At 65.0% G+C, this 15,164-nt stretch carries 13 protein-coding genes; 4 read left to right on the top strand and 9 right to left on the bottom strand.

The annotated features are described in order from the left end of the window. Positions 1–20: 20 nt before the first annotated feature. Entirely contained in the window at positions 21–587 is a 567-nt protein-coding gene (locus ABB29_RS16660; protein ID WP_245622566.1) for a hypothetical protein, read from the top strand. A gap of 30 nt (positions 588–617) precedes the next feature. Here the strand turns inward: ABB29_RS16660 and recG are convergent, their stop codons facing one another. From recG to ABB29_RS07300, 4 genes are all read right to left on the bottom strand, one after another. Continuing rightward, complete coding sequence (recG, locus tag ABB29_RS07315; protein WP_057657967.1) at positions 618–2,720, bottom strand: ATP-dependent DNA helicase RecG; 2,103 nt, start codon at positions 2,718–2,720, stop codon at positions 618–620. A gap of 94 nt (positions 2,721–2,814) precedes the next feature. Beyond that, positions 2,815–5,253 carry a TonB-dependent receptor gene (locus tag ABB29_RS07310; RefSeq protein ID WP_057657966.1) on the bottom strand — a complete coding sequence of 813 codons (2,439 nt, stop codon included), beginning with the start codon at positions 5,251–5,253 and terminating at the stop codon, positions 2,815–2,817. A 76-nt stretch (positions 5,254–5,329) separates the two neighbouring features. Next, positions 5,330–6,472, bottom strand: a complete 1,143-nt coding sequence (locus ABB29_RS07305) for an SO2930 family diheme c-type cytochrome (RefSeq protein WP_245622565.1) — start codon at positions 6,470–6,472, stop codon at positions 5,330–5,332. 5 nt (positions 6,473–6,477) lie between these two features. Then, on the bottom strand, positions 6,478–7,728 hold the full coding sequence (locus ABB29_RS07300) for a parallel beta-helix domain-containing protein (RefSeq protein ID WP_083487618.1): 1,251 nt from the start codon (positions 7,726–7,728) through the stop codon (positions 6,478–6,480). Between the two features lie 147 nt (positions 7,729–7,875). On the opposite strand from ABB29_RS07300, the gene ABB29_RS07295 reads away from it, so the two are divergent. Continuing rightward, on the top strand, positions 7,876–8,916 hold the full coding sequence (locus ABB29_RS07295; RefSeq protein WP_083487616.1) for an AraC family transcriptional regulator: 1,041 nt from the start codon (positions 7,876–7,878) through the stop codon (positions 8,914–8,916). Between the two features lie 55 nt (positions 8,917–8,971). Here the strand turns inward: ABB29_RS07295 and ABB29_RS07290 are convergent, their stop codons facing one another. The 5 genes from ABB29_RS07290 to ABB29_RS07270 form a co-directional block, all read right to left on the bottom strand. Further along, positions 8,972–9,355 (bottom strand): RidA family protein, encoded by a 384-nt coding sequence (locus ABB29_RS07290; protein WP_057657963.1) that lies wholly within the window; start codon positions 9,353–9,355, stop codon positions 8,972–8,974. 101 nt (positions 9,356–9,456) lie between these two features. Next, the gene (locus ABB29_RS07285) at positions 9,457–11,628 is read right to left on the bottom strand and encodes a RelA/SpoT family protein (RefSeq protein WP_057657962.1); all 2,172 of its coding nucleotides are present in this window, start codon (positions 11,626–11,628) and stop codon (positions 9,457–9,459) included. Positions 11,629–11,728: 100 nt separating this feature from the next. Continuing rightward, positions 11,729–12,028: a DNA-directed RNA polymerase subunit omega gene (gene rpoZ / locus ABB29_RS07280; protein ID WP_057657961.1), complete on the bottom strand. Its 300-nt coding sequence runs from the start codon at positions 12,026–12,028 to the stop codon at positions 11,729–11,731. A gap of 143 nt (positions 12,029–12,171) precedes the next feature. Next, positions 12,172–12,792, bottom strand: a complete 621-nt coding sequence (gene gmk, locus ABB29_RS07275; RefSeq protein WP_057657960.1) for a guanylate kinase — start codon at positions 12,790–12,792, stop codon at positions 12,172–12,174. Beyond that, positions 12,785–13,645, bottom strand: a complete 861-nt coding sequence (locus ABB29_RS07270) for a YicC/YloC family endoribonuclease (protein ID WP_057657959.1) — start codon at positions 13,643–13,645, stop codon at positions 12,785–12,787. The genes gmk and ABB29_RS07270 overlap by 8 nt, the downstream gene beginning before the upstream one ends. Positions 13,646–13,755: 110 nt before the next feature. Here ABB29_RS07270 and rph point away from each other — a divergent pair, with 110 nt between their 5' ends. Then, positions 13,756–14,496 (top strand): ribonuclease PH, encoded by a 741-nt coding sequence (rph, locus tag ABB29_RS07265; protein ID WP_057657958.1) that lies wholly within the window; start codon positions 13,756–13,758, stop codon positions 14,494–14,496. A gap of 49 nt (positions 14,497–14,545) precedes the next feature. Beyond that, a complete protein-coding gene (rdgB, locus tag ABB29_RS07260; protein ID WP_057657957.1) occupies positions 14,546–15,139 on the top strand; it encodes an RdgB/HAM1 family non-canonical purine NTP pyrophosphatase in 594 nt (197 codons plus the stop codon). Positions 15,140–15,164 lie beyond the last annotated feature (25 nt).

Here is a 15,164-nt window from a genome sequence, read left to right as displayed (position 1 = left end):
TTTTTCTCAAGGAAGATCCCATGCACGATTCTGCCCTTTCAACCGAATTGCTGTCCTCACTGCAAGGCACCATCAAGATGCAATCGATGCTGCTGGCCAAATCCGAACAGCGCGAGGCCCGGATGCAGGCCGAGTTCGAGCAGCGGATGCAGTCACTGCAGCACGAAGTCGGCCAGGCGCAGCAACGGATTGAAGCCATCACCCGCAACGCCAGCAGCGAAATCGCGCGCCAGGCCCGGGAATCGATAGCCCCGGTCGCCGCCGACTATGGCCGCAGCGTGTCCGAGACCTGCAATCAGTTGCGGCAGGCCGGCAGGATGGTCTGGCTGTGGCTGGGCGCTGCTGTCGGTACCCTGCTGCTGGTGCTGTTGGTCGGATGGGCGCTGCTGGGTTACTACCGTCGCGAAATCAGCGCGAACAAGGAAGAACTGCAGCGCTACGAAAACGCGGTGCCGATAGTGAAAGCCTTCTACGGCTCGGATATCGAGCTTTGCGGCGATCGCCTCTGCGCCAATGTCGACCCGCGTGGACACAAAAGCGGCGACAAAGGCCAGTATCAGCCGGTCAGGTCGCGTCCCCAGCCCTAGCCTGGCATTGGCGTGCGCCGCTGCCGGGCCTCACGCCGCGGCATAACGGGCGGCGCTGCCGACCCAGCGATCGACGATGCGGTCGGCCAGTGGCGGGGATTCGGCCAGCAGGCGTTCGGCCAACGCCTGCACCAGTGGCAGCCAGCCGGCGTCGCGTTGCAGATCGGCCACGCGCAGGCTGGCCAGCCCGGTCTGGCGGGTGCCGAGCAGTTCGCCGGGACCGCGCAGTTCCAGATCTTTTTCGGCAATGATGAAACCGTCGTTGGTTTCCCGCATCGTCGCCAATCGTTGCTTGGCCATCATCGACAACGGCGACTGGTACAGCAGCACGCAGTTCGACGCCACCGCGCCGCGACCGACCCGGCCACGCAACTGATGCAACTGGGCCAGGCCGAGGCGTTCGGCGTTCTCGACAATCATCAATGACGCATTAGGCACGTCGACGCCGACTTCGATCACCGTCGTGGCGACCAGCAGATCGTGCTCGCCCTGCTTGAACGCGCGCATGGTCGCCTGCTTTTCATTGGCCTTCATCCGTCCGTGGACCAGTGCGATGCGCAGCTCCGGCAGCGCCGCGGCCAGTTGTTCGTAAGTGGTCTGCGCGGCCTGGGCGATGACTTCGTCGCTGTCGTCGATCAAGGTGCAGACCCAGTAGGCCTGCCGGCCCTCAGCGCAGGCGGCGCGAATGCGTTCGACCAGTTCCGGCCGGCGCTGGCCATTCAAGGCTACCGTCTGCACAGGTGTGCGCCCGGGCGGTAGCTCATCGATCGCCGACACATCCAGGTCCGCATAGGCGGCCATCGCCAGCGTGCGCGGAATCGGGGTGGCGGTCATCACCAACTGGTGCGGCACGCTGCCCGCCAGCGCGCCCTTGTCGCGCAAGGCCAGCCGTTGCTGCACGCCAAACCGGTGCTGCTCGTCGACGATGGCCAATGCCAGATCATGGAACACCACTGCCTCCTGCATCAGCGCATGGGTGCCGACCACTACCTGCACTTGCCCGCTGCGCACCTGTTCCAGCACCTGCGTGCGCGCCTTGCCGGTGACCTTGCCGGCCAGCCAGGCCACTTCGATGCCCAGCGGCTGCAGCCAGTTGCGCAGGTTGGCCAGGTGTTGTTCGGCCAGCAGTTCGGTCGGCGCCGCCAGCGCCACCTGCTTGCCTGCCTCCACCGCAAGCATTGCCGCCAACGCGGCGACCACTGTCTTGCCGCTGCCGACATCGCCCTGCACCAGCCGCAACATTGGCGAAGGCCGTTTCAAATCCTGCTGGATCTGCTTGAACACGCGCTGCTGCGCTGCGGTCAGCTGGAAAGGCAGTGTCGCCAGCAGTTTTGCCGCCAGCGTGCCTTTGCCACGCAACGCCGGCGCCCGATGCCGCTGCAGCGCGATGCGTTGCCGGCGCAGGCTGAGGTGATGGGCCAGCAGTTCTTCGATGATCAGGCGCTGCTGGGCGGGATGGCGACCGGCCGCCAGCGCCGCCAGATCGGTGCCGGGTCCCGGCCGGTGCAGGGTCAGCAGGGCCTCGCGCAGGGACGGCCACGGCTGTTCCTGCAGCAAGCTGGCGGGCAGGATTTCCAGCCGCTCGTCAGCGGGCAGGCGGTCCAGTGCCTGCATGATCAGCTTGCGCAGCACCGCCGGGCCGACGCCGTCGACCGCCGGGTAGATCGGGTCCAGCGAATCGCCGAGCACGCCGGCCTCGCCATCGGCCAGCAGGCGGTAGCTGGGGTGGATGATTTCCAGTCCGTGCTGGCCCGGCTTCGGCGTGCCGTAGCAACGCACCCGGCTGCCGACCTTGAACTGCGCCACCTGCGCGGCGCGGAAATGGAAGAAGCGCAGCACCAGGGTGGCGCCGGACGCATCGCCAATGGCGACCCGCAGCACCGGCCGGAACCGGAACCCGCGCTCGACCGCCTCGACCGTTCCTTCGACCTGGGCCGGGACGCCGGGCTGCAGTTGCCGGATCGGCAGGATCGCGGTGCGGTCCTCGTAACGGAGCGGCAGATGGAACCATAGATCCTGCAACGTCAGCAGGCCGCGCGCGGCCAGCTTGGCGGCGACGCGTTCGCCGACGCCCTTGAGGGTCTGGATGGAGGTGGCGGCGATCAGGTCACCGCCGCTGACAACATGCGACATCCGGCAAGCATGCCGGGTTGCCGCGCCGACTGCCAGTCGATGCCCGGGCGCCAGCCATGTCACTGGCGCCCGGGACACCCTCCCCAATGGGTGATCAGAAGCTGTAGTTCAGTTCAAGCCCGTACTGGCGTGGTTCGGAAACCGAAGCGAACGGCGTGCCCAGCACCGACGTGGTCAGGTTGTTGACGCCGATGTACTGGTTGTCGAACAGGTTGTTGGCGTAGACGCCCACGCCCCACTGGCCGTCGACCGAGGTCCACTGCAGCCGCATGTCGGTACGGTTCTGCGCCTCGCCGGTGCGGAACACCGGGCTGACCTGGCAGGTGCCCTGGGTGCTGGAATCGGCATTGCAGCGGGTCTGGCCGCGATAGCCATGCATCAACGACATCCGCAGGCTGCCGTGGCGGTCCAGCAGCCAGGTGTAGCTGCCGCTGGCGGTGGCACTGAGATAGGGCTCACCGGTGGCATCGCCGGACAGGTCACGACCGTTGGACTCGCCATTCTTGTAGGTGGCATCGATGTAGGCCATGCCCAGCATCAGGTCCAGTCCCTGCAGCGGCTGCCAGTGCAGGTCGGCATCCACGCCCCAGGCCTGGGTGTCGTCGGTGCTGACCAGGTAACGCGGCACGCCGGAGCCCTGGCTGTTCAAATCCAGCGTGATTGACTGGCGATCCTTGTAGATCATGTAGTACGCCGAGGTATTGAAGGCCAGCTTGTAGTCCGGCAACGCCATCTTCAGGCCCAGCTCGCTGTTCCAGACTTCCTCGTTGTCGAAGTACGAATTGATCTCCAGCGCGTTGTAGCCACCAGCCTTGTAGCCCTTGGCAACCGAGCCGAACACCATGGTGTTGTCGTTGAGCGCGTAGTCGATGACCAGGCGTGGGCTCAGATCCTGCCAGCTGTCCTTGCGTTTGAAGGTCACCCCTTCCAGCGGGCCGACATTGAACACGAAGTCCTGCTGGAACATCTCGGCACTGACCGGATAGCCCATCTGCTGCAGCGCGGCGAATACGCCGAGCGAATCCAGCACCGCCACGTTCTGGTCCAGATCCGGCGCCACCCGCGGGCCATTGAGCCACTGGAACTCCTTGGCGTCGTGGGTGTAGCGCAGGCCGAAGGTCAGGTTGAGGCGATCGGTCGCGTGCCAGATGACATCGCCAAACGCGGCCAGCGCTTCGGCCTGGCTGCGGTTGTGCATGGATTCGTTCCAGGTATGCCCTTGCAGGTAGAACGGAATGCCCTGCATCGCCAGTACCTGGTCGATGGCGGCGAACACGTTCAGGCCACCGAAGTCAGGCAGGTTCTGCATTGCCGTACCCAGGCTGTCGGTCAGCAGGTTGGTGGCGCTGGTCTGCTGCGCATCCTCCTTGAACCAGCTGGCCCCGGCAACCCAGTCGAACGCGCCGGCCACGCCGTTGAACTTGAACTCCTGGTAGTAACTGCGGTTGCTTTCGATGTTGGCGGTGTCGAAGTACAGATTGGGGCGGTTGGTTCCGTCTTCGTCTTCGCGGTTGACCGTGTCGAAGTCGCGCCAGGCGGTGGTCGACAGCAGGTTACCCCAGCTGAAGGCGTGGTTGACCTGGACCGTGGCCGCGTCGAAGCGGCGCGATTCGCGGTTGCCGATGACGTCATTGAAGACAGGTGCGTCAATGGGGTTCAGATAGTTGGCCGGGTCGGCCGGATACGGTGCGGTGGCCGGATACGAATCCAGCGCCACCAGGCCAATCGCCGGACGTGCCAGCTGGCTGATTTCCTCGTGATCCCAGGTGAAGTCCAGGGTGGTGTCTTCGCCAATCCAAGAGCGCCATGCCATCCGCGCGGCCCAGTTGTCATCGCCGGCAAGATCTTCGCCAGTGCCGGCATCACGCAGCCAGCCATCGCTCTGGTTGGACATCGCGCTGATGCGCAGCGCATGGCTGTCGCTGATCGGGGCGTTGAGCAGGCCGTAGACATAGCGCCGGCCGTCGTTGCCAAGGCGCACCGTGGCATCGCCCTCGAATACGCTGGACGGTTTGTTGGTGATGATCGATACCGCACCGGCGGCACTGTTGCGACCGAACAAGGTACCCTGCGGACCCTTCAGCACCTCGATGCGTTCGACATCGTTGAATGCCAGCATCGCACCACCGGTGCGTGCCGAATAGACGCCATCGACGTAGACGCCGACCGGCGGATCAGTGCCGATGCCGAAATCGCCGGCACTGATGCCACGGATGGCGTAGCGCGGCTGGGTCGGGCTGCCATCTTCGACCCGCAGGCCGGGCACGAACATGTCCAGATCGCCGATATCGGTGGCGGCCGTGTCCGCGATGAAACCTTCGCTGACCACGTTGACCGCAATCGGCACGTCCTTCAGTTCCTGTTCGCGGCCTTGTGCGGTTACCGTCACCGTGTCCAGCAGGATGGCCTCATTCTGGGCATCCTGGCCTTGGACATCCTGTGCCCAGGCAGCCCCCGCGCCTGAAGCGAGCACGCAACCGCCCAGCATGGCGCGGCGCAGACCGGTGACCAACGTCCTTTGCAACAGTTTCATATCCCTTCCCCTTGAACCGTCTGGTTATTATGTTCGCGCGCGAGTGCGCGCTGGCTTCTGTGTCTGGATACAGCGCCTAGACATCGCAGCTGCCGTGTTGCGAGGCAATCCATTCGCGGATCAGCTGCACCCCTTCACGATGGACCACCGAGCGCCCCAGCTCGGGCATCATCACCGCCGGATCATCGCTGTCCATGCGGAACAGCAGGATCGACTCGTCCGGCTTACCGGGCACGATGTCATACGGCCGGTTGCCGGTGCCCTTGCCGGCGGCGATCGGTTGCTTGCAGAATCCACGCGCCAGTCCCTCATGGCCACCGGCGTCCAGGTGCAGTCCTGAAGTGATGGCCGCACCGGTATTGCTGTGGCAATGGCCGCAGTTGATGTCCAGGTAGGCGCGTGCGCGCGCATCCAGACTCGCGGTGGCATCGCCACTGTTGGCGTCACGCGGCGCGCGTGCCGGATCCGGCGCCCCCTGCAGGTAGCCGATCCGGGCCCAGTGGGCCAACTGGTTTTCGCTGCCGTCGGCGTAGTCGAAGTCACGGTTCAGGTGCCGTACCTTGGGGCCAATCGGGGCGATGTGCCGGGACCGGTTATTGACCGCGTGGCAGCCGGCGCACTGGTTCTGGTCCGGTACCTGGTAAGCGACTTCTTCCCGGGTCGGCGCCTGCGGCGACACCAGCGTCAGCGCCACCAGATCTCCTTCACGACGCAGCACCGCCTCGGTCTGAGCCTCGTTCCAGACATAGGGCAGCGCCACCCAGCCATCCTTGCGATGCACCAGCAGCCGGGTCTCGATCAAGCGCACCTTGTCCAGATCCAGCTTCTCGTCCCGCAACAGGCTCTGCGAGGGGTCGGTCCGCGCCACCATGTTTCGGTCGCCATCGCGGCCTTCCGCCAGCGGGTAGTAGAACGTCTTGCTGATGATGGTGCCGACCGGAAAATCCAGGCCGACACCGGTGCGGTACTGCGCATGGCTGCCCGCCGGCATCCATACCGTGCGCAGTTTGTGCGCGTAATCGCTGAACAGCGGCGTGTTGAGGTCATACGGCATCACGCCCTGGTTGAGCGACAGCGTGCGGCCGCTGACCTGCAGAACATGCCACTGGCTCAACGTCTGCGGCTGACCCTGGTCGAAGAACGTCACCGGTGGTGCCTTGCCACATCCCGACGCAGCCATCAGCAAGCCGGCCAGCGCCAGCGTCCTCCATCCCCGCATTGCAATCATCCCCGCCCCAGATCAATGGCCGGCAGCGCAGGCAGTTCACAGTTGAATGGCGCCATCCCGTTGGATGGATTCTTGTAGCCGTTGGGGCCGTCGGCGTTGAGCACGCCATTGACGCCCTTCAGGCAGATCTGGGCGGCGTTGAGCTTGCCCTTCTGCGCCAGTTCGGGGTTCTGGTAGCCATCCCACAGCACGTCCGGCAGATTGCCGGTCAAGCCGTACATCGCCACCTTCAGGGCTTTCAGATCCATGCCGTCGGGCGAGCCACCGCCACCGCTGATGGTGTTGTCGTGGATGTAGATGCGTTCCGGATACGGATCGAAGGTCTCCGACTTGCTGGAGTCCTTGTAGCCGGTGGAGTACACACTGGAAATGATGATGCTGGCGGTATCGTTGTCGACGATCTGGTTGCCGAAGATTTCGATATCGTCATTCGAGTTGACGACGATGCCCGAACCGGCCGGCACGCTGGCCACCGGAGTGCCCTTGGCACCGAAATTGCCGGTGTTGTTGGCCAGGATCCGGTTGTTGTAGACCCGGATGTTGCCGCCCTGCTGCGACAGCCCCGGCATGTTGAAGACCAGGATGCCGCCGGTGTTGTGGGTGGCGATGTTGTCGTACACATCAGCGTTGATGGTGTTCTCGACTTCGATGCCGGCGACGTTCTGCTCGGCGCGGCTGCGGCGCACGATCACGCCGTCGGACTGGCCAACGTAGATGCCGGCGTCGGATGCGCCGATCGCCACCGAATCCTCGATCAGCACGTTCTTGGTCAACACCGGATACAGACCGTAGCCGCCGTTCTTGGTGCTGGGACCGCCGGTCCATTGCACCTTGACCTTGCGGATGGTGATGTTCTCCGACTCGCTGACCTTCAGCCCATCGCCCTTGGAATCCTCGATGGTCAGGTTTTCGATGGTGAAATCATTGCCGTTGACCAGCAGTCCTTCCGCGCCGGCCTTCTGGCCCTTGAACGACAACACGCTCTGGTCCATGCCGGCGCCGCGGATGGTCACGCCATCGGCACGCAGGCTGAGACTGCGGTCGAAATGGAAGGTCCCGGCCGGGATTTCGATGACGTCGCCTGGCTTGGCATCCAGCAGGCGCTGATGCAGGGTGCGACTGAAATCGGCGTCAGCGCCGCTTGCCGCTGCCGGCGGCTGTTGCTCGCGCCCACACCCTGCCACCGCCAGCAACGCCGCCGCCATCGCCAGCGTCCGCCCTGGTTGCCACTTGTTTCGACCTTCCATTTCCCCTCCTCCCCGATGATTGGCGTGTTCCGGACGGAACCACGCCTCTTGCAGACCAATCAGTGAAGTCTTGCGGTTAGCTGTGTCACAAAGCAGGGCATAACCGGCATACTGGGGGGGGATAACCGGACGGTTTGGAAAAGGGGCATGACAGGGTCAGACAACAGCGCTGCCAGCGACGACGGCGCGTTCGCCGGCACATTGCCGACCAATATGTTGTGCGGCCTGCTGCAGGAAGCACGGCTGCGCGGGATCAACCCGGATCCGTGGTTCGCTGGCCTGCGCGTCAGCGCCGCCGAGATCCAGGACGTACGGGCGCGGGTGTCGTACCGCCAGGCCAGCGAAATCGTGCGCCGGGCCGTGCGCATGCTGCCCGAGGACATCGGCCTGGAGCTGGGCAGGCGCCAGAACGGCGGCAACTTCGGCCTGCTCGGGCTGGCGATGAAGACGTCGCGCGACTTCGCCCAGGCCGTGGCCATCGGCCTGGAGTTCCAGCGTAACCAGGGACCGCTGATGGAACTGCGGATGCAACACGATGCAGGCGCGGATAGCGTCGCCATCCTCGCCCACGCGCCGGAGTCCCAGCAGGACCTGCTGCCATTCCTGTGCGAAGAGATGTTCGCCAGCCTGCTGATGCTCGGTCGCGACCTGGCCGGTCCCGGACTCGCCCCCAAGCGGGTCGAACTGGCGTATCCGGCGCCGCCCTACCAGCAGAAATACGCCGCATTGTTCGAGTGCGAAGTGGTATTCAACCAGCCACGCAATGCGCTGCTGCTGGACCGCCAGTGGTTGTCGCTGCAATTTCCCAGCTACAACCCGGTGGCCTCGCAGCACGCGCTGGCGATGTGCCGCGCGCACCAGCCCAGCGACCGCCATGACGGCGAATACACCACCGCGGTCGAGCGCTACCTGCGCCGGCACCTGCGCGAAAATCCAACCATGCAGGAGGTCGCCGCGCACCTGCACCTGAGCGAACGCAACCTGCGCCGGCGGCTGGGCAACGAAGACACCCGCTTCAGCGCCGTCCACGATCGCATCCGCACCGAACAGGCGCTGCAGATGCTGCAGAACAGCGAGGATTCGATTGCCCACATCGGGGTACTGGTGGGCTTCAACGATGCGCGGGAATTCCGCCGCGCTTTCAAGCGCTGGACCGGGACCACGCCCAGCCAGGCGCGCGGTCGCTAGCGGCCGTATGCGCGGCCGGTGTCCGCCGCGCGACGGACACCGGCCAGCTTGTCGATCAATCCAGGATCATCACCGCGTCGACTTCAAACGACGCGCCTTTCGGCAGTGCCGAGACTTCGATGGTCGAACGCGCCGGGAACGGCGCCTTGAAATAGGATTCCATCACCGCGTTGACCTTGCCGAACTGGTTGAGGTCGGTCAGGTACAGGCCCAGGCGCACGATCTTGTCGAGCGAGCCGCCTGCGGCGGTCGCCACCGCGGTCAGATTGTCGAAGCAACGCTTGGCCTGCGCTTCGATGTCGCCTTCGACAATGTTGCCGGTGGCCGGGTCCAGCGGAATCTGGCCGGAAAAATACACCGTGTTGCCGGCACGCACGGCCTGCGAATACGGACCAATGGCGGCCGGTGCCTGGTCGGTCTGGATGATTTGGCGGCTCATGGCGGCTCCTGCTGGAAAAAGAGCCGCGATTTTAAACGATCCGGGCAACCGGCATCGTTATCGTGGGCGCGCGGGCGTGGCCGGCGCAGGCCGCCAGTGGGCTACTGCCGGCGCACCCCATGGACCACGTTCAGGCGGCGCACGCGGCGCATGACTTCGGCCAGATGGTTGCGGTCGCGGACCTGGATCGAGAACCGCAGCAATGCCACGTTGATGTCGCGCTCCAGGTATTCGACGCGATCGATGTTGGACTGGCTCTTGGCCACCGCGGTGGCGACCTGGGCCAGCACGCCCGGTCTGTTCTCCACATCGATCAGGATCGCCACATCGTAATCGCCGCTGACGTTGGCATCCCAGTCGATCGGTATCCAGCGTTCGGGCGACTTGCGGAACTCACTGACATTCGGACAGTCCAGCCGGTGCACGACGATGCCCTTGCCGGCGGTGTGGAAACCCATGATGTCATCGCCGGGGATCGGCTGGCAGCAGTTGGCAAAGCTGATGACCCCGCGCTCGGTGCCGTTGATCAGGATCTTTTCCTGCGAATGGCGCGAGTGGCCGCCGTTGCGCAACTCGGCGAACGCCATCAACGACTGCGCCGCCTGCGCCGGCATCCAGTTGCCCAGCGCGACATCGGCCAGCAGCGCTTCCAGCCGCGGGTAACGATGCTCGGCCAGGAATGCGTCCAGGCGCTGCTGCGGCAGCCGTTCCAGCGAACTGTCCAGCGCTTCCAGCGCCCGGTCCAGCATCCGGTGGCCGAGTTGCACCGCGTCCTCGTGCTCCAGCTGCTTCAACTGGTGGCGGATCGCGGTCCGCGCCTTGCTGGTGACCACGAATTCCAGCCATTGCGGCTTTGGCGCGGCCGACTTGGCGGTGATGATCTCCACGCTCTGGCCACTGGACAGCTTGGTCCGCAACGGCACCAGCTTCTTGTCCACCCGCGAGGCCACCGCCTGGTTGCCAACATCGGTATGCACGGCATAGGCGAAATCCAGCGCGGTCGAATTGCGCGGCAGCGCCAGGATCTTGCCCTTGGGGGTGAACAGATACACCTCGTCCGGGAACAGATCGACCTTGACGTTGTCGAGGAATTCCAGCGAGGAGCCCGCCGCGCGCTGGTTCTCGATCAGCTCCACGATCCAGGCATGGGCGCGGCTCTGCGCACTGTTCGGCGATTGCGCGCCGAACTTGTAGGTCCAGTGCGCGGCAATCCCGCGTTCGGCGACCAGATCCATTTCATGGGTGCGTATCTGCACTTCAATCGGCGAGCCGTACGGACCAAACAACACCGTGTGCAGCGATTGGTAGCCGTTGGCCTTGGGAATGGCGATGAAATCACGGAAGCGACCATCCAGCGGCTTGTACTGCGAATGCACCGCACCCAGCGCGTGATAACAGGCCGGCACCGAATCGACCACCACCCGGAAGCCGAACACGTCCATCACCTGGTCGAAGCTTTTGCCTTCGTTGCGCATCTTGTTGTAGATGCTCCACGGAGTCTTGATCCGGCTGACCAGGCGATGCTCGATGTCGTCGCGGGTCAGGCGCTGGGCCAGGTGCGCTTCGATCTGCGCCATCGATTCGCGACGCACCACCGGTCGGCTGTTGATGTGTTTTTCGATTACCGCATGCCGCCACGGATACATCGCCCGGAAACCCAGGTCCTGCAACTCGGACTTGACCAGATTCATCCCCAGCCGTTGCGCGATCGGGGCGTAGATGTCCAGGGTTTCGCGGGCAATGCGCGCGCGTGCCTCGGCGCTCTGCGCGCCCAGCGTGCGCATGTTGTGCAGGCGGTCGGCCAGCTTGATCATGATCACGCGCAAATCGCGCGACATCGCCAGCAGCATCTTGCGGAAGCTTTCGGCCGCCGCTTCCTTGCGGTTGCGGAACTTGAGCTTGTCCAGCTTGGTCACGCCTTCGACCAGCTCGGCCACCGACTCGCCGAACTCCAGCGCGATCTCCTGCGCGGTCAGCGGGGTGTCCTCGATGGTGTCGTGCAGGATCGCCGCGATCAGGGTCTCGGTATCCATGCCCATGTCGGCCAATACCCGCGCAACCGCCACCGGATGGGTGATGTAGGCCTCGCCGGATTTGCGCATCTGGCCTTCGTGCGCGGCGGCGCCGACCACCCAGGCCTTGCGCAGCATCGCCAGTTGTTCCGGCGGCAGGTAGGAGGCGGCTTTTTCAAACTGGAGGACATAATCCGGCACCCCTTCCGCATTGGCGGACGGACGCGTTTTGATGGCCTTGGCGGGACGACCTGGGTTCATGTCGCCAGCCTATGCCAGACCGTTGTCCACGGCAATTAACAAGCGAAAAAAAAGCCCGCTTGCGCGGGCCTTTTTCCTGCAGTCGCGCAAGCGCGGCTGATCAGTCGTCGCCCTTGGCCAGGTCTTCGTCGGCGACCACTTCGGCGGCGGCCCACTCCAGCGCTTCGCGTTCGGCGCGTTCGCGCTCGGCCTTCTCGACGCGATCAATCAGATCGTTGTCAATCTGGCGGGCGGCGATTTCGCGCAGTGCCAGCACCGTCGGCTTGTCGGCGCTTTCGCTGTTGTCGATGGTCGACTCGACGCCGTTGGCGAGCTGGCGGGCGCGCTTGGCAGCCATGGTGACCAGGTCGAAACGGTTGTCGACGACTTGCAGGCAATCTTCTACGGTAATACGGGCCATGCGGGCTCCCGGCGACCTGGGTCGCACGAATCTGTGGGAAAAGAGCTGGCGATTGTAGGCAAATGCCCGCCGCGGCGCAAGTAGGCCATTTCAAATCAATTACTTACGTTCATGAAACCGCCGACGCATCGTCGTGGACGCGGTCAATCCCGCAACAGCTCGCCGATCAGCTGGCGGTGCCGGACCTGCTGCTGCGGCCGGCGCAGGCGGCTGGCGGTGAATATCGCATGCATCTCGGCGACCGCGGTATCGAACACGTCGTTGACGATCACGTAGTCGAACTCGTCGTAGTGCGACATCTCCTCGCGTGCCGCCGCCAGCCGCTGCTGGATGACCTGCTCGCTGTCCTGGCCGCGGCTGCGCATGCGCTGCTCCAACGCATCGGCCGATGGCGGCAGGATGAACACGCTGACCGCATCGGGGATTTTCTCGCGCACCTGGCGCGCGCCCTGCCAGTCGATTTCCAGCAGCACGTCCTTGCCGGCACTGAGCTGCGGCTCGACCGACTGGCGGGCGGTCCCTTTCCAGTCACCATGGACGCTGGCGTATTCGAAGAAGTCACCGGCGGCGATCATCGCCTTGAACTCGTCGGCGTTGATGAAATGGTAGTGCTGGGCATGGCGCTCGCCCGGCCGCGGCGCGCGCGAGGTGAACGAGATCGACAGGGCGATGTCGTTGTCGCGCTGCAGGACCGCGTTGACGATGCTGCTCTTGCCGGCACCCGAGGGCGCGGCGACGATGTAGAGGGTGCCGCGGTTACTCAATGTTCTGTACCTGCTCGCGGATCTGGTCAATCAGGACTTTCAGTTCGACCGCCAGGTTGGTGGTACGGGTGTCGACCGACTTGGATCCCAGCGTATTGGCTTCGCGGTTGAACTCCTGCAACAGGAAATCCAGGCGCCGGCCGGCCGGCTCGGGCTGCTTGAAGACCCGGCGGATTTCCTTGACGTGGCTGTCCAGCCGGTCCAGTTCCTCGTCGACGTCGAGCTTCTGCAATGACATCACCAGTTCCTGCTCGACCCGGCCCGGGTCGGCCGGCTGCGCCAGATCGGCCAGCCGCGTTTCCAGCTTCTGCCGCTGACCAGCGCGGATCACCGGCATCAGTTCGCGCGCCTGCATGGCCAGCCCGGCGATGCCGTCGACGCGCTCGAGGATGGCCTGCGCCAGCTTGTCGCCTTCGCGCTCGCGCGCGGCCAGGAACTGATCCAGCAGTTCGTCCAGCAGCGACAGCACATCGGCCTGCAAGGCCGCCTGGTCGACCGCCCGGCTCTGCAGCACGCCGGGGAACTGCAGCAGCTGGGTCAGCTCGGTGCGCAGCGCCGGGAACCGCGAGGACATGTCCAGCGACAGTTCCGACAACTGGGCGACCAGCGCGCTGTTGAGCTGCAGCTGGTTTTCGCCGGCCGCGCTGCGCAGGCGCAGGTTGAAATCGAGCTTGCCACGCGAAATCCGGGCGCTGATGCGCTCGCGCAGCGCCGGTTCCATCACCCGCAGCTCGTCGGGCAGGCGCACGCCCACTTCCAGGAAGCGGTGATTGACCGCGCGCAGTTCGCCGGCCAGGGTGCCACCTTCGGTGGTGCGTTCGACCGCGGCGAATGCGGTCATGCTGCGAATCATGGCGGGCTCCTCATGAGCGATTGCATCGACAGGAAAGCGCGAATGGTACCCTAGCGCCCCCCGGCAGCTCGAATCTCCAGGCGCCGGCCCTACTCCGATGGAATCCCCGCATGTCGACTGCCGCCCCTTTTGCCCGCCCCAGCGCGCGCCTGCCCGAACAGATGCGTGAGGTGCGTATCCAGCGCGGCTTCACCTGCCATGCCGAGGGCTCGGTGCTGGTCAGCTTTGGCCAGACCCAGGTGCTGTGCACGGCCAGCGTCGAGAATCGCGTGCCCGGCTTCCTGCGTGGCAAAGGCGAAGGCTGGGTCACCGCCGAGTACGGCATGCTGCCGCGCGCCACCCACACCCGCGGCGACCGCGAAGCCGCGCGCGGTAAGCAGGGTGGCCGGACCCTGGAAATCCAGCGCCTGATTGGCCGCAGCCTGCGCGCCTGCGTCGATCGTGGCGCCCTCGGCGAGCGCACCATCACCCTGGACTGCGACGTGCTGCAGGCCGATGGCGGCACCCGCACCGCCGCCATCACCGGCGCATACGTGGCCCTGGTCGATGCGGTCAACTGGTTGCGTGGCCGCAACGAGATCAAGCGCGATCCGATCCACGGTGCGGTGGCGGCGGTGTCGGTCGGCATCTATCGCGGAGTACCGGTGCTGGATCTGGATTACGCCGAAGACAGCGACTGCGACACCGACATGAACATCGTGATGAACGATGGCGGCGGTTTCATCGAACTGCAGGGTACCGCCGAAGGCCATGCCTTCCGTCGCGACGAACTCAACGCGCTGCTGGCCCTGGGCGAGAAAGGCATCGGCGAATTGTTCGCCGCGCAGCGGGACGCACTGGCCCTGGCATGAAGCGGCGTGGCGCCATGACCGACATCCCCTGCAGGCGGGAAACCAGCCGATGAAACTGGTCCTGGCCTCCTCCAATGCCGGCAAGCTGGAAGAGCTTGGCGCGTTGCTGGCCGACAGCGGCATCGAACTGCTGGCCCAGTCCGCGCTGGGCGTGGACGATGCCGAGGAAACCGGCACCACCTTCGTCGAGAACGCCCTGATCAAGGCGCGCCATGCCAGTCGCCTGACCGGTTTGCCGGCGCTGGCCGATGATTCGGGCATCTGCGTGGATGCACTGAATGGCGCACCCGGCCTGTATTCGGCCCGCTATGCCGGCGAGCACGGCAATGCCAGCCGCAACATCGACACCTTGCTGGAGGCGTTGAAGGACGTACCGGACCAGCACCGGGCCGCCCACTTCTATTGCGTGCTGGTACTGCTGCGGCATGAACGGGATCCGCAACCACTGATCGTCGAAGGCCTCTGGCGCGGGCGGATCCTGCGGCAGCGACGCGGCGACGGCGGCCATGGCTATGACCCGGTGTTCTTCGATGAAGACCACCAGCAGAGTGCGGCGGAAATGGAGCTGTCGCTGAAGAATCGCCTCAGCCACCGTGGCCAGGCCCTGGCGCTGCTGCGACAGCGCCTGGCCGCCGGCCTCTGACCAGACCAGCGGCCATGCATGCGCG

It is taken from the genome of Pseudoxanthomonas dokdonensis (assembly GCF_001431405.1).
Taxonomy (GTDB): domain Bacteria; phylum Pseudomonadota; class Gammaproteobacteria; order Xanthomonadales; family Xanthomonadaceae; genus Pseudoxanthomonas_A; species Pseudoxanthomonas_A dokdonensis.
The sequence above is the reverse complement of the archived record's forward strand: the minus strand, read 5'-3'. Positions and strand labels throughout refer to the sequence as shown.

What these genes read in the sequence shown, in the direction of transcription:
- recG (WP_057657967.1), bottom strand. Translation starts at nt 2,720, where the DNA reads ATGTCGCATGTTGTCAGCGGCGGTGACCTGATCGCCGCCACCTCCATC.
- ABB29_RS07305 (WP_245622565.1), bottom strand. Translation starts at nt 6,472, where the DNA reads ATGCGGGGATGGAGGACGCTGGCGCTGGCCGGCTTGCTGATGGCTGCG.
- ABB29_RS16660 (WP_245622566.1), top strand. Translation starts at nt 21, where the DNA reads ATGCACGATTCTGCCCTTTCAACCGAATTGCTGTCCTCACTGCAAGGC.
- ABB29_RS07290 (WP_057657963.1), bottom strand. Translation starts at nt 9,355, where the DNA reads ATGAGCCGCCAAATCATCCAGACCGACCAGGCACCGGCCGCCATTGGT.
- rdgB (WP_057657957.1), top strand. Translation starts at nt 14,546, where the DNA reads ATGAAACTGGTCCTGGCCTCCTCCAATGCCGGCAAGCTGGAAGAGCTT.
- ABB29_RS07295 (WP_083487616.1), top strand. Translation starts at nt 7,876, where the DNA reads ATGACAGGGTCAGACAACAGCGCTGCCAGCGACGACGGCGCGTTCGCC.
- ABB29_RS07300 (WP_083487618.1), bottom strand. Translation starts at nt 7,728, where the DNA reads ATGGAAGGTCGAAACAAGTGGCAACCAGGGCGGACGCTGGCGATGGCG.
- ABB29_RS07270 (WP_057657959.1), bottom strand. Translation starts at nt 13,645, where the DNA reads ATGATTCGCAGCATGACCGCATTCGCCGCGGTCGAACGCACCACCGAA.
- rph (WP_057657958.1), top strand. Translation starts at nt 13,756, where the DNA reads ATGTCGACTGCCGCCCCTTTTGCCCGCCCCAGCGCGCGCCTGCCCGAA.
- ABB29_RS07285 (WP_057657962.1), bottom strand. Translation starts at nt 11,628, where the DNA reads ATGAACCCAGGTCGTCCCGCCAAGGCCATCAAAACGCGTCCGTCCGCC.
- rpoZ (WP_057657961.1), bottom strand. Translation starts at nt 12,028, where the DNA reads ATGGCCCGTATTACCGTAGAAGATTGCCTGCAAGTCGTCGACAACCGT.
- ABB29_RS07310 (WP_057657966.1), bottom strand. Translation starts at nt 5,253, where the DNA reads ATGAAACTGTTGCAAAGGACGTTGGTCACCGGTCTGCGCCGCGCCATG.